General features: G+C 75.8%; 14 protein-coding genes. 10 read left to right on the forward strand and 4 right to left on the reverse strand.

Going from position 1 to position 13553, the window contains the following annotated elements; translation table 11 throughout:
- The first annotated feature begins 18 nt into the window (after nucleotides 1-18).
- Together K5O09_RS09545 and K5O09_RS09550 are read left to right on the forward strand one after the other, a co-directional pair.
- Complete coding sequence (locus K5O09_RS09545) at nucleotides 19-753, forward strand: ANTAR domain-containing protein (RefSeq protein WP_222169348.1); 735 nt, start codon at nucleotides 19-21, stop codon at nucleotides 751-753.
- Between the two features lie 55 nt (nucleotides 754-808).
- Entirely contained in the window at nucleotides 809-1666 is an 858-nt protein-coding gene (locus K5O09_RS09550) for an aminotransferase class IV (protein ID WP_255595196.1), read from the forward strand.
- Nucleotides 1667-1691: 25 nt separating this feature from the next.
- On the opposite strand, the gene K5O09_RS09555 is transcribed toward K5O09_RS09550, so the two are convergent.
- Nucleotides 1692-3005 (reverse strand): EAL domain-containing protein, encoded by a 1314-nt coding sequence (locus tag K5O09_RS09555; protein WP_222169349.1) that lies wholly within the window; start codon nucleotides 3003-3005, stop codon nucleotides 1692-1694.
- A 193-nt stretch (nucleotides 3006-3198) separates the two neighbouring features.
- On the opposite strand from K5O09_RS09555, the gene K5O09_RS09560 reads away from it, so the two are divergent.
- From K5O09_RS09560 to K5O09_RS09570, 3 genes are read left to right on the forward strand one after another with little or no spacing between them, the layout of a single operon-like run.
- Nucleotides 3199-5022 carry a glycosyltransferase gene (locus tag K5O09_RS09560; RefSeq protein WP_255595197.1) on the forward strand — a complete coding sequence of 608 codons (1824 nt, stop codon included), beginning with the start codon at nucleotides 3199-3201 and terminating at the stop codon, nucleotides 5020-5022.
- Nucleotides 4952-6121: a hypothetical protein gene (locus K5O09_RS09565; RefSeq protein ID WP_222169350.1), complete on the forward strand. Its 1170-nt coding sequence runs from the start codon at nucleotides 4952-4954 to the stop codon at nucleotides 6119-6121. The genes K5O09_RS09560 and K5O09_RS09565 overlap by 71 nt, the downstream gene beginning before the upstream one ends.
- A 58-nt stretch (nucleotides 6122-6179) precedes the next feature.
- Nucleotides 6180-6389, forward strand: coding sequence for a hypothetical protein (locus K5O09_RS09570; protein WP_222169351.1), 210 nt, complete (start codon nucleotides 6180-6182; stop codon nucleotides 6387-6389).
- Nucleotides 6390-6489: 100 nt separating this feature from the next.
- Here K5O09_RS09570 and K5O09_RS09575 read toward each other — a convergent pair whose 3' ends face one another.
- From K5O09_RS09575 to K5O09_RS09585, 3 genes are all read right to left on the reverse strand, one after another.
- Nucleotides 6490-7065, reverse strand: a complete 576-nt coding sequence (locus K5O09_RS09575) for a Dps family protein (protein WP_222169352.1) — start codon at nucleotides 7063-7065, stop codon at nucleotides 6490-6492.
- A gap of 132 nt (nucleotides 7066-7197) precedes the next feature.
- Complete coding sequence (ligD, locus tag K5O09_RS09580) at nucleotides 7198-8088, reverse strand: non-homologous end-joining DNA ligase (RefSeq protein WP_222169353.1); 891 nt, start codon at nucleotides 8086-8088, stop codon at nucleotides 7198-7200.
- Nucleotides 8085-9017: an ATP-dependent DNA ligase gene (locus tag K5O09_RS09585; protein WP_370635576.1), complete on the reverse strand. Its 933-nt coding sequence runs from the start codon at nucleotides 9015-9017 to the stop codon at nucleotides 8085-8087. Before K5O09_RS09585 ends, ligD begins: the two co-directional genes overlap by 4 nt.
- A 76-nt stretch (nucleotides 9018-9093) precedes the next feature.
- On the opposite strand from K5O09_RS09585, the gene K5O09_RS09590 reads away from it, so the two are divergent.
- The 5 genes from K5O09_RS09590 to K5O09_RS09610 all read left to right on the forward strand — a co-directional run bounded on the left by K5O09_RS09590 (nucleotide 9094) and on the right by K5O09_RS09610 (nucleotide 13546).
- Nucleotides 9094-10152 carry a Ku protein gene (locus K5O09_RS09590; RefSeq protein ID WP_255595200.1) on the forward strand — a complete coding sequence of 353 codons (1059 nt, stop codon included), beginning with the start codon at nucleotides 9094-9096 and terminating at the stop codon, nucleotides 10150-10152.
- Nucleotides 10153-10155: 3 nt separating this feature from the next.
- Nucleotides 10156-11199: a PHP domain-containing protein gene (locus tag K5O09_RS09595; RefSeq protein ID WP_222169355.1), complete on the forward strand. Its 1044-nt coding sequence runs from the start codon at nucleotides 10156-10158 to the stop codon at nucleotides 11197-11199.
- Between the two features lie 139 nt (nucleotides 11200-11338).
- A complete protein-coding gene (locus K5O09_RS09600) occupies nucleotides 11339-11620 on the forward strand; it encodes an HU family DNA-binding protein (RefSeq protein WP_222169356.1) in 282 nt (93 codons plus the stop codon).
- A gap of 150 nt (nucleotides 11621-11770) precedes the next feature.
- On the forward strand, nucleotides 11771-12166 hold the full coding sequence (locus K5O09_RS09605; protein WP_222169357.1) for a Fur family transcriptional regulator: 396 nt from the start codon (nucleotides 11771-11773) through the stop codon (nucleotides 12164-12166).
- A gap of 324 nt (nucleotides 12167-12490) precedes the next feature.
- Nucleotides 12491-13546, forward strand: coding sequence for a low specificity L-threonine aldolase (locus tag K5O09_RS09610; RefSeq protein ID WP_370635416.1), 1056 nt, complete (start codon nucleotides 12491-12493; stop codon nucleotides 13544-13546).
- Nucleotides 13547-13553: the final 7 nt, after the last annotated feature.

Consider the following 13553-nt stretch of genomic DNA (forward strand, 5'->3'; position numbering starts at 1 on the left):
TGCCTCAGGGGGCGGAGCATGGCGGAGCCGCGTGCGCCGAGAGCGGCCACCGAGCCGGGCCGGAGCGTCCGCGGGCTGCTCGACGTCCTGACGCGACGGCTCGCGGCGGCCACGGGCGGCGCGGTCGTCGCCTCGGTGTGGGTGCGACGGCGGGACGTCGACCAGGCGGTCGCCGCCACGTCGCAGACCGCGCGTCGGGCCGACGGTCCGGCGGTCTCCGACCTCCCGGGAGGGTCCCTCCCGGCGGTGGGGAGGGTCGCTCCGGACGGGCCGGTCGGCGCCGTCCTCGGCGGCGGCCCCGACGTGCTGCTCCCCGACCTCGACGCGGCGGAGGGCTGGTCGGCGTGGCGGGCGACGGCCCGGGGCGAGGGCTTCCGTGGCGCCGCCGTGGTGGGCGCCGAGGTGGCACGCGGCGGGAGGCTGGCCCTGGCGCTGTACCTGACGACGCCCGGTGCGGCCGATGCGGAGACGCGTCGCCGGGCCGGCCGGTTCGCCCGCCAGGCCGCCTCGCTCGTGGCTCTGCACAGCACGATCCCGGAGCGCCGCCCGCCGGCGCGGGCACCGGGATCGGCGCACCGGCCCCGGGTCGGGGTGCAGACGGCCGTCGGCGCGCTGATGGAGGTGCGCGGCTGCGGCGAGGAGGAGGCGCGCCGCGTGCTGACGGTTCTCGCGAGCCAGCAGGGTCGCACGCTGGAGTCCGTCGCGGCCTCGGTGCTCGAGCACGCCCGCCGGCCGGCCCAGCGCGGCGCGTGACCGGGTCACGTACGCTGCGGCGGACGGACCGGGACGCGCACGCAGGGAGAGCACGGTGGCGGAGGACCTGACGGCCACGACGTTCTGGGTGAACGGCCGCCTGGTGCCGGACGCGGAGGCCACGACGTCCGCCCGGGACCACGGCTTCGTGGTCGGCGACGGCGTGTTCGAGGCGGTCAAGGTGGACCGTGGCCGGCTGTTCGCGCTCACGCGCCACGTGCGGCGCATGGCGCGGTCGGCGGCGGGCATCGGGCTGCGCGGGTTCGACCCCGAGGTCGTGCGGCGGGCCGCGCACGAGGTGCTCGAGGCGAACGCGGCCGTCCTCACCAGCGCCTACGACCTGCTCCGGATCACGTTCACCGCGGGTCCGGGCCTGCTGGGCAGCGGACGCGTCGACGGCCCGCCGACCCTGGTGCTGGGGGTGACGCCCGGGCACGACCCGGACCCCGAGACCGCCGTGGTGACGGTGCCGTACCGCCGCAACGACGTCGGCGCGCTGACCGGCCTGAAGACGACGTCCTACGGCGAGAACGTCCTGGCGCTCGCGCAGGCGCACGCCGCCGGGGCGAGCGAGGCGGTGTTCGCCAACACGCGCGGGATGCTCTGCGAGGGCACCGGCAGCAACGTGTTCGTGGTGCGCGACGGCGAGCTGCTCACGCCGCCGCTGTCGTCCGGCTGCCTCGCCGGCGTGACGCGTGCGCTGGTGCTCGAGTGGTACGGCGGGCGGGAGGCGGACCTCCCCTACGACGCGCTGGCCACGGCCGACGAGGTGTTCCTCACGTCGTCCGGTCGCGACGTGCAACCTGTCGTGGTGGTGGACGGCGCACCGGTGGCCGACGGTGTGCCGGGACCGGTCACGCGTGCGGCGGCGGAGGCCTTCGCCGCGGGGCAGCGGCGTCACCGGGACCCCTGACGCGAGCGGGGCGGTGGAGCCCGCGTCAGTCGCGGCCGTCCGCCCCGAACCGGCGCAGCAGGGCGTGCGCCGACTGCGCGACCAGCGCGTGGTCGTGCGTCACCGCGAACTCGAACTGGCGGGACCGGTCCTCGCGCGAGCCGGCGGGCGCGGTCGGGGGCGGCCCGACCTCGCGGCCGACGAGGGCGACCGACTCGTGGGCGCCGAGCACGACGACGGCCCACTCGCGGGCCAGCGGCTCGTCCGGCTCGACGCGTGCCCACCGCACGCCGCCGGGCACCGAGGCGGGGGAGCCGGTGCCGAGCGCCCCGACGAACGGCAGCCGCTCGGCGAGGTGCCCGTACCGCAGCGCGGACTGGCCGGTGAAGTGCCGCTCGTCCTGGAACGTGCCGAGGAGCAGCGGCGGCACCCGTTGCGCGAGGGCCGCCGTCTCGAGCGTGCGCGACAGGGGCAGCAGGAGGTGCTTCGGCGCCAGGCGGACCGCCCGGCGGGACGCCACGAGGTCGTAGGGCGTCGCGTCGCCGTCCGGCGGATCCGGGGCGCGGTGCAACCGGCCGGTGTGCCGCTCGCCGGCGGGCAGCACGCGGTGCGGCCTCCCCAGGTACCAGCCCTGACCCAGGTCCGCGCCGAGGACGAGCGCCCGGGTGAGGTCGTCGCGAGTCTCGATGCCCTCGGCGACCACCCGGGCCCCGGTGGCCTCGGCCCGGGCCCGCACGGCCCCCGCCACCGTGATCGTCGCCGGGTCCTCCAGCGTGCGCAGCAGCTGCAGGTCGAGCTTGATCACCTCGGGGGCGAGCAGCGGCAGGAACGCGAGCGAGTCGGGTACCGCGCCGACGTCGTCCAGCGCGATCGCGCAGCCTGCCGCCCGGAGCAGCGCGGCCGCGTCGAGGATGCCGGCCGGGTCGTGCGCCAGGGCACGCTCCGTGATCTCCACGACCACGCGGACGTGCGGGTCCCGCCGGGCGAGGGTCTCGAGCACCAGCCCGATGTGTCGCGACAGGGTGCGCGGCTCGATGTTGAGGAACAGCGTGTGCCCGGCGCCGCGGGACGCCTCGGCGGCGTCCGCGAGCGCCCGCGACATCGACGCCTGCTCGAGCTCCCCGAGCAGACCTTCCTCCTGGGCGGCGTCGAGGACCTCCAGCGGGGAGCCCCAGCCGGAGCCCTCCGGGGTGCGCAGCAGGGCCTCGCGGCCCACCACCTCGCCGGTCGCGAGCTCGACGACGGGCTGGTACGCGCAGTGCACACCGCCGGTGCGCAGCAGGTCGGGAACCGGCACGCGCCCCCGCAGGTCCGACGGGCACACGAGGGTCACGTCCTCCTCATCGGCCGGATCCGGCACCACCTGAACCGTCGGCGACGATCCGCCCGCCGCTGGTTCGCCCGCGCCGTCCCGCCCCGGTCCCCGGGCGGTGCCGCCCCGCCGCGCGACGCGCCGGGGGCGTCGGTAGCCTGAGCCGATCCGGACGGGGGTACGCGTGGGGCGGCACGAGCAGGACCGGCGGGTCGGGGACCACCTCGTCGACCGAGGGCTGGTGACCACGGCGACGCTCGACGCGGCGCAGGAGGTCGCGGCGGGCAGCGGCGCGCGCATCGGCGAGGTCCTCGTGGCGATCGGCGCCCTCGACTCCGTCTCGCTGACGCGTGCCCTCGCCGACCTGTGGGGGCTGCCGTACGTCGCCGCGACGCGCACGGCGGCCGCGCTGGACGTGCCGGGCCTCGACGTCGGCACCGTGCTGGCCGAGGGCTGGCTGCCGCTGGAGCAGCGCGCGGACGGCGTCCCGGTGGTCGCGGTCACCGACGAGCCCACCCCGGAGCTGCGGGCCCGCATCGCCGCCGCCGTGGGGCAGGACCCGTTCCTCGTGCTCGCCGACCGCTGGGAGTTCCAGCAGGCGGTGCTCGACCGGTACGGCGCGGAGCTGCGGGAGCGGGCGAGCCTCGGGCTGTGGGGCCGGTCGCCGGCGCAGTCCGCGCGCACGGTCCTGGTGCCCTGGCAGCGCGTGGCGCTGGTGGTTCTCGCGCTCGCGTCCGTCACCGCCGCGGTCCTGGCACCCGCCGCGCTGGTGGTCGGGCTGTCGCTGCTCGTCGGCCTGTCGTTCCTGCTCGGCACCGGCTTCAAGTTCTGGTTGTCGCTGCGCGGCGCCCGCATGGAGCACGTGCTGCGGACCCCGCCGGCGGCGCTGGCCGACCACGAGCTGCCCCGGTACACGGTGCTCGTGCCCGTGTACCGCGAGGCGAACATCGTCGCCCAGCTCATCGGCAACCTCGGTGCGCTCGACTACCCGACCCACCTGCTCGAGGTGATCGTGCTGGTCGAGGAGGACGACCTGGAGACCCGCGCCGCGGCCGAGGCCGCCTCGCCGCCCCCGCACTTCCGGTTCGTGACCGTCCCGGCCGGGCAGCCGCAGACCAAGCCCAAGGCCTGCAACGTCGGCCTCGAGTTCGCCACGGGGGAGTACCTGGTGATCTTCGACGCCGAGGACCGCCCCGAGCCGGACCAGCTCAAGAAGGCCGTCCTCGCGTTCCGCGACGCCGGGGACGACCTCGTGTGCGTGCAGGCGGCGCTGAACTACTTCAACGCCGAGGAGAACGCGCTCACGCGGATGTTCACGCTCGAGTACTCGTTCTGGTTCGACTACATGCTGCCCGGGCTGGAGGCCAACCGGTTCGCGATCCCGCTCGGCGGCACGTCCAACCACTTCCGGGTCGGCGGCCTGCGGCGGCTCGGCGGCTGGGACCCGTTCAACGTCACGGAGGACGCCGACCTGGGCATCCGCGCCGCGGCCGAGGGGCTGCGCGTCGGGGTGATCGACTCGACCACGTTCGAGGAGGCCAACACCTCGTACCCCAACTTCGTGCGGCAGCGCTCCCGGTGGATCAAGGGGTACATGCAGACGACCCTCGTGCACCTGCGCGACCCGCTGCGGCTGCTGCGGGTCGCGGGGCCGCGGCAGGCGCTGTCGTTCCTGTTCCTCGTGGGCGGCACGCCGGCGACGTTCCTCGCGGTCCCGCCGCTGTACGCCGTGTTCGTGGCGTCCCTGCTGGTCGACCCGGCGGCCCTCGCCGCCCTGTTCCCGGGGTGGGTGCTGTGGCTCTCGCTCGCGAACCTCGGGGTCGGCAGCGCGCTGATGATCTACGTGTCGATGATGGGCGCGTTCAAGCGCCGCCGGTACCGGCTGGTGCTCTGGGGCCTGGCGAACCCCGTCTACTGGCTGCTCCACGCGGTCGCCGCGTACAAGGCGCTGTGGCAGCTCGTCACGAGACCGCACTACTGGGAGAAGACCGCACATGGCCTCACTGGTCTCACCGGCACCGCAGCCCACCCCGCGGGCGACGGCGTCCCGGCTCCCGGCGCCTGACACGTGGCCCGCGCGCCCAGGTGCGCGCTGGCTGCTGCGCCTCGCGTTCGCGGCACCGTTCGTGGTGGTCGCGCTCGTCTCGCGCGCGTCCCCGTGGCGGGCCGTCGCGAACGAGGAGCTCGCCGCCCGGGGCGCGCTCATCCGCTGGGGCGACGCCGCCCTGACGTGGACGGCCGAGGTCTTCCCGCCCCTGTCGGCGGCGGCGGCCTCGGTGCTCGGCGGCGACCTGCTGCTGATGAGCCTGTTCGCGGCCGCGGTGCTCGGGTTCACGCTGCAGCGGCTCGCCGGGGTGCTGGTGCGCGAGGGCCACGGTCCGTGGGCGACGGCCGCGGTGATCGCGGCCCTGGTCCTCACGCCGCCGCTGGCGTACCTGGCGGCGAACGACCTGGAGTCGCTGCTGGGCCTCGCGCTGGTGGTCCTCGCGCTGGACGGCATCGCGTCGTTCGTCGAGCGACGGTCGACGGAGGCGGGGTTCCGGGCCGGTCTGGCGATGGGCGTGCTGGTGGTGCTGGAGCCGGGCGGTTGGCTGTACGCGCTCGGGCTGGCGGCGACGGCCCCGTTCTTCGCACGGCACGCGGGCCGCGCGGGGCGGGGCGCCACGTCGGCGACGGTCGCGGTGCTGCTGTTCCCGGCCGTCGCGGCGGTGCTGTTCTGGCTCTACCTGTCCTGGTGGTTCTCGGACGACCCGCTCGGCGGCTTCGCCCGGGCGACGGCCGACGGCTGGTTTCCCGGCGGCGTCGGCGCGTCCGCGGTCTCCGCCGCCCGCCAGATGGCGCTGTCGCTGCTGGCGGCGCCGCTCGTGCTGGTCGCCGGCACGATCCGCGGGCTGCGTGACCCGTGGTCCCTGATCGCCCCGGGCATCGCGCTCGTGGGCCTGTACCTGTCGCTGTGGCTCGGGCTGCGGTCCCCGGCCGGCCAGACGTACGTCGTGCTGACGGCGCTGTGGGTCCTGCTGCTCGCGCCGCGGAACCCGTCGCCCCGGCGCCGCCTGCTCGTCGTGGGCGCGGCGCTGCTCCAGATCGCGATCGCCTGGCTCGTGGTGCTCACGACCGGGACCACCCTCGCGGACTGGGTGTCGGCCCTCGCGTCGGGCGGCTGAGGCGCGGCGCCGTGCGCCCGGGGTGGTCGCCGGCACCGGATCGGGGTAGAACCGGGTCATGACCACCCGCCCCCGCAACCTCACCTCCGACCCCGCCGCCGAGCACCTGGCCGAGCCGCGGACCTCCGAGGCGGAGCTCCGCGCCGCCGACGCCCGCTCGGGCGGTGACCCCCGCCACGCGCCGCGGTCGCTGCGGGAGAGCGAGCTCGTGCCCGACGACGAGCCCATCGCCGCCTCCGACGACTGGGACGAGCCCGAGCGCCTCTGAGGCGTCGCACGCCGGGCGGCACGAGGCCCCGGTCACCTCGAGGGTGGCCGGGGCCTCGGCGTCGGTGGGCGCCCGTGGGGCGCCGCGTGCGGCGACCGGGTCAGCGCGCCGCCGGGTCCACGGCGCCGGCGCTGCGGGCCGCGTCCTGCTCGGTGTGCGCGCCCTGCGTGCTGAGCTCGCCCCCGGCGGACTCGAGGTGGGCGCGGACGAACCAGTGGAACAGCTCCAGCTCGTGCAGGTGCCCGATCAGCAGGTCGTTCGTGACCGCGTCGAGCTCCTCGGTGGCCTCCGCGGCCGCACGGTGGTCGCCGATCACGCCGACGTACACCTCGTCGAGCGCCCCCAGGTGCTCGATGGCGCTCGCTCGCCCGATCGAGTAGTCGTCCCAGGTCCGCGCGGCGACGAGCGCGCCCGGCGTCCCGACCGGGGCGACACCGAGGGTCGCGATCCGCTCGGCGATCGCGTCCACCATCGCGCGCACGGCCTCGACCTGCGGGTCGAGCATCTCGTGCACCGCGATGAAGTGCGGGCCGGTGACGTTCCAGTGGATGTGCTTGAGGGTCAGCGCCAGGTCGTTCAGCGCGTTGAGCCGCTGCTGCAGGACCTCGGCGACCTTCGCACCGTCCTCGACGGTCAGCGACGGGACCGTGTACTTCGGCAGCTCGGTGCGGGCCATGGGTGTCCTCCTCGTGACGTCCGGCGCCCGGCGGCGCCCTACGCCGTCCACGCTGCCGCAACCCGCGCGGCTCCGCAATCGCTGGTGGGGACGGTCGCCGCGGGCCTCGGCCGCTCCGGCGTGCGCGCCCGGTCATGCGGCGTCGAACGGGTCCCCGTCGGACTCCAGCCGCCGCAGCACCTCGGCGGGGGTCAGCTGCGCCAGGTCCGGCCCGACCTCGTCCCACCAGCGGGGTGCCGCGACCGCGGGACGCTCCCGGCCCCGCAGCGAGTACGGGGTGATCGTGGTCTTCGCGGGGTGGTTCTGGCTCCAGTCCAGCAGCACCCGCCCGGCCCGCACCTCCTTGCGCATGACGGCGACCACCAGGTCCGGGTGCGCGGCGGCGAGCTCGTGGGCGAGGTCGCGTGCGTACTGACGGACCTCCATCGCGCTGCGGCGGCCGGGGAGCGGCGCGTACAGCTGCATGCCCTTGCTCCCGGACGTCACCGGGACCGCGGTGGTGAGACCGTCCTCCCGCAGCCGGTCCGCCACCAGGTGCGCGACCCGCGAGCACTCGGCCAGCCCCGCGGGAGCACCGGGGTCGAGGTCGACGACCAGGCGGTCCGGGGGGCGCACCCCGCCGCGCGGACCCACCCGCCACTGCGGCGTGTGCAGCTCGAGGGCGCCGCCGTTCGTGACCCAGACCAGCCCGGCGACGTCGTCGAGGAACGGCAGGTCGAGCTCCGTCCCCTCGTCGTCCGTCCCGGGGGCGGCACGCAGGTGCTGGTGCCGCAGCCACGACGGCGCGCCGCGCGGCGTGTTCTTCTCGAAGAACCGCTCGCCGCCGACGCCTTCCGGGAACCGGATGCGGGTCACCGGCCGGCCCTCGAGCTGCCGCAGCAGCGCGGGTGCGACGCGGACGACGTAGTCCACGGCCTCGGCCTTCGTGGTCCCGGTGCTCGGGTACAGCACCCGGTCGAGGTGCGTGAGGCGGACGTCGCGCCCGCCCACGCGGACGGTCTGCGGCGGGTCGGTGGGGCTCACGGGGCCTCCCAGGGGTCGGGGCCGACGTCGGTGCGCCGGCCGCGGATGACGGGCTGCCGCAGCCGGCCCGACGGCGTGCGGGTGAGGTAGCGGACGTCGACCACGACCTGCGGGTCGACCCAGACGGTGCCGCGCGCATCCACGGGCTCCAGCCGCTCGGCGAAGGGGGAGGGGTCCTGCCCGAGCGGGGCGAGCGCCGCCGTCAGGTCGCGCGCCAGCCCGCCGGCCAGCCCGCTGCCGGCCCGGCACAGGAACCGCAGGCCGCCGTCCTCGTCGGGAGCCCCGAGCAGCAGCGCCCCCAGACGCCCGCTGCCGGTGCTCTCCGGACGCCACCCTCCGACGACCGCGGCGCGCGTGCGGTGGTGGACCGCCTTCACCCAGTCCGCCGAACGCCGACCGGGCTGGTAGCGGGAGGTCGCGCGCTTCGCGACGACGCCCTCGAGACCCTGCGTCGAGGTCGCCTGCCAGAGGAGGGAACCGTCCTCGTAGACGGGGGACAGGCGCACGGGTTCGGGCAGGTCCAGTGACTCCAGCGCTGCGCGGCGCTCGGTGAACGGGCGGCTCGTCAGGTCCGTGCCGGCCAGCACCGGGACGTCGAAGACCAGGTACGACACCGGCACGCGCCGGGCGAGGGCGGCGGCGCGCTCACGGTCCCGCACGTGCATGCGCTCGGCCAGCGCCGGGAAGGACGGAACGCCGTCGCGCAGCGCCACGACCTCCCCGTCGAGCACCGTGCCGGGGGGCAGGACGCCCGCCAGCACCCCGAGCTCCGGGTACGCGACGGCGGCGTCCCGGCCGTTGCGTCCCAGCAGCCGGAGACGGTCCCCGGTCGTGTCCGCGAGCACGCGCACGCCGTCCCACTTGACCTCGAACCGCCACCCGGGGCCGTCCGGGAGCCGGCCGGGAACCGCCGTCGGGGTGGCGAGCATGGGCTGCACGGGTCCATCCTGCCCAGGACACGACGTTCCGTCGCGGGGAGGCGCCGCGCCGGGGAGGGAGGCGACCGTGCGCGCGATCTGGAAGGGTGCCGTCGCGTTCGGGCTCGTCAACGTGCCCGTGAAGCTCTACGCCGCGACCGGCGAGCACGAGGTGCCGCTGCACCAGGTCCACAAGAAGGACGGTGGCCGCATCCGGTACAAGAAGTTCTGCTCCATCGAGGACGAGCAGGTCGAGTACTCCGAGATCGCGAAGGGGTACGAGACCGACGACGGGCAGCTCGTGGTCCTCACGGACGAGGACCTGGACCGGCTCCCGCTGGCCACCGAGCGCGAGATCGAGGTGCTGGAGTTCGTGCCCTCGGAGCAGGTCGACCCGATCCTGCTCGCCAAGACCTACTACCTGGAGCCCGACCGCACGGCCGCCAAGCCGTACGCCCTGCTGCGCGAGGCGCTCACGAGCACGGACCGCATGGCCGTCGTGAAGGTGGCTCTGCGGCAGCGCGAGTCGATGGCGGTGCTGCGGGTGCGGGACGACGTCATCTGCCTGCAGACGCTGCTGTGGCCCGACGAGGTGCGAGAGGCCGACTTCCCGATCCTCGACCAGGACGTGACGGTACGGCCGCAGGAGCTCGCGATGGCGTCGTCGCTCGTCGAGTCGCTCGCGGGGGACTTCGACCCGTCCGGGTTCGAGGACCGGTACCGCGCGGCGCTCGAGGAGGTCATCGCGCAGAAGGTGTCCTCCGGCCGCACGCAGGCCGTGCCGCAGGCCGAGGAACCCGGCGATGAGGGCGGCCGCGGCGAGGTCGTCGACCTGCTCGCCGCGCTGCAGCGCAGCGTGGAGAAGGCCCGTGCGGGACGCGGCGAGGACGGGGCGGCACCCGCCGAGGAGGAGGCCGGGCGGGCGACCGGCACGACCGGCGGCCCGGGCGGCCGGCGCGCGGCGACGTCCGCGGGCGGCAAGGCGGCGGGCTCCGGGTCGAAGGCCCCGGCCCGGGGCGGGAAGAAGACCGCCGCGAAGGACGCCGGGGCTGCCTCGTCCGGCCGGGGCAAGGGACGGGCCGGGTCCGGGGACGACGACCCGCCCGAGGGCAAGCCGGCCCGGCCCCGGCGCAAGCGGGCGTCCTGACCCGTGGCCGACCGCACGCTGGAGACCGTCGTCGCCGCGCTGCGCCGGGCGGCGTACCTGCTGGAGCGCGGCGGGGCGACGTCGTACCGCGCGGACGCGTTCCGGGCGGCCGTGCGGTCGCTCGAGCGGGCGGGTGAGGACGAGGTCCGGTCGCGGCTCGCGTCCGGCACGCTCACCGACCTGCCCGGCGTCGGTGCACGGACCGCGGAGGTGGCGCAGGCGGCCGCGGCGGGCGGGGACGTCCCCTACCTGGACGACCTCGAGGAGCAGTACCCGGCGGCGGACCCCGGGGACGGAGCGCCGTTGCTGGCGGCGCTCCGCGGGGACCTGCACGCGCACACCGAGGCCAGCGACGGCTCGACGTCCGTGCAGGAGATGGTCCTCGCGGCGATGGACCTCGGGCACGAGTACCTCGCCATCACGGACCACTCGCCCCGGTTGACGGTCGCGAACGGCCTCTCCGCCGCGCGGCTGCGGGCACAGCTCGACCAGCTCGACGCGCTCAACCGCGCGATCGCGCCGTTCCGGGTGCTCAGCGGCATCGAGGTCGACGTGCTCGACGACGGCTCGCTCGACCAGGAGCCGGAGCTGCTCGACCGGCTCGACGTCGTCGTGGCGTCCGTGCACTCCAAGCTCCGCATGGACCGTGACGCGATGACGCGCCGGATGCGGGCCGCCGTCGCGAACCCGCGCGTGGACGTGCTCGGGCACTGCACGGGACGGCAGCTCACCGGACGCCGCCGGCGCCCCCCGAGCGAGTTCGACGCGGCGGCCGTGTTCGCGGACTGCGCGGAGCACGCCGTGGCCGTGGAGGTGAACTGCCGCCCGGACCGGCTCGACCCGCCGCACGCGCTGCTCGAGGTCGCCGTCGACGCCGGCTGCCTGTTCACCGTGGACACCGACGCGCACGCCCCCGGCCAGCTCGCGTGGCAGCCGGTCGGCTGCGCGCGCGCCGCGGCGCACGGGATCGGCCCCGACAGGGTGCTCGACGCCTGGCCCCTGGAGCGTCTCCAGGCGCACCTGGAGGGCCGGAAGGTCGCTCCCTGAGCGACACTCCGACCGCGTGGCGTTGGGGGAAGCGCCCTGCCTGCCGTTATGGTCGTCCGCGTCGGTCCGCCGGATGCTGACGCCCCACGCAGGCGCCGAGCGGCCCGCGCACCCCGTTCGAACACATAGGAGCACATCCGTGAGCGTGAACCGCACCGAGCTCGTCCAGGCCATCGCTGCCAAGGCCGGGCTCACCAACACCGCTGCCGACGCGGCCCTCAAGGCCTTCCAGGAGGTCCTGGTCGAGCAGCTCAGCGCCGGCGAGAGCGTGACCATCCCGGGTCTGCTCGCGGTGTCCCGCGCCGACCGCGCCGCCCGCACGGGCATCAACCCGCAGACGGGCGAGAAGCTGGAGATCCCCGCCGGCTACCGCGTCAAGCTGACCGCCGGCAGCGCCCTCAAGCGCGCCGTCGCGAGCTGAGCGACCTGCACCGCACCGCGAGCCGGGTCCCCGACGGGGTCCCGGCTCGCGGCGTCCCGCGGGACTTCCGCCGGGCCCGGCGATGTTGAGTACCATGGTCAGTCGCCCGTCTCGGGCGGTGGCGGAGGGAGAGCGACCACGATGGCGGTCATGCAGCGCAACACGAGGCAGCGCGCCGAGATCCTGACGCTCCTGGACGACCTGGACGAGTTCCGCAGCGCCCAGCAGCTCCACGACCTGCTCAAGGGCCGCGGGTCCACGACCGGCCTGGCGACCGTCTACCGGGCGGTCCAGACGCTCGCCGACGCCGGCGAGGTCGACGTGCTGCGTTCCCCCGAGGGCGAGGCGGTGTACCGGCGCTGCGTCCGCCGCAGCCACCACCACCACCTCGTGTGCCGGTGGTGCGGCAAGGCCGTGGAGATCGACGGCCCGGGTGCGGAGTCGTGGGCCGAGCAGGTCGGCGCCGCGCACGACTTCTCGGACGTCGAGCACACCATCGAGCTCCTCGGCACCTGCGCGGACTGCCGCGCCACGCGCACCGCGTAGCCCGCGCACCCGCGCCCCGCGCACCCACCCCACGCGCCCTCGCGCGCCCACCGCGCGCGCCCCCGCGCGCCCACCCCGCGCTCGTGCCTCCCTCGAGATGCCAGGACACGCCCGGGTTCCGCGCCTGCCCGTCGGCATGTCCTGGCATCTCGACGATCCGCGCCGCGGACGGGCCGCACGGACCACCCGCGCACGCCCAGGCCCCGTGGCTCCCCGAGACTCCAGGACACGCGCGGGTTCCGTGCCTGCGCGCTGGCGTGTCGTGGCATCTCGGCGGTGCGTGCCGCGGACGGGTCGGGTTCCGTGCTGCGGCAGGATGGGCGGGTGGACAGACTGCACGACGCCGACCGACGCGAGCTGGGCTCCGACAACTACGCCGGGGTGCACCCCGAGATCCTGACGGCGCTGGCCGTCGCCAACGAGGGCCACGTGCCCGGCTACGGCGCGGACCCGTACACCGCGCACCTGCAGGAGGTCCTGCGGGGGCACTTCGGGACGGACGCGGTGGCGTACCCGGTGTTCAACGGGACCGGGGCGAACGTCCTCGCGCTGCAGACCATGCTGCCGCGCTGGGGGGCGGTCATCTGCGCCGAGACCGCGCACATCAACACGGACGAGAACGCCGCCCCCGAGCGGGTCGGGGGTCTCAAGCTGCTCACCGTCCCCACCCCGGACGGCAAGCTCACGCCCGAGCTCGTGGCCTCGCGGGCGCACGGCTGGGGCGACGAGCACCGCGCGCAGCCCGGGGTCGTCTCGATCACCCAGGCCACCGAGCTCGGCACCGTGTACACGCCGGACGAGATCCGCGGGCTCGCGGACCACGCCCACTCGCTGGGGATGCGGGTCCACCTGGACGGTTCGCGGCTCGTGAACGCGGCCGCCGCCCTGGACGTGCCGCTGCGGGCGCTCACCACCGACGTGGGCGTCGACGTCGTCTCGCTCGGCGGTACGAAGAACGGTGCGCTGTTCGGGGAGGCCGTCGTCGTGCTGACCCCGGACGCGACGCCCGGGATCGGGTTCCAGCGCAAGGTCGACATGCAGCTCGCGTCGAAGATGCGGTTCGTGTCCGCGCAGCTGATCGCCCTGTTCGAGGGCGACCTGTGGCTCCGGTCGGCGCGGCACGCGAACGCCATGGCCGCCCGCCTCGCCGCGGGAGTAGCGGACGTCCCCGGGGTCCGGGTCGTGCAGCCCCGGCAGGCGAACGCGGTCTTCGCCGCCCTGCCGCCCGGCTGCGCCGACGCCCTGCGGGAGGTGCGGCGCTTCTACGACTGGGACGCCGCTGCGGGCGTGGTGCGCTGGATGTGCGCGTTCGACACCCGCGCGGAGGACGTCGACGCGTTCGTCGCCGCCGTGCGCGAGGTCGTGGGCCGGGCGGCCTGACGCGACG

It is taken from the genome of Cellulomonas sp. C5510, assembly GCF_019797765.1.
Classification (GTDB): domain Bacteria; phylum Actinomycetota; class Actinomycetes; order Actinomycetales; family Cellulomonadaceae; genus Cellulomonas.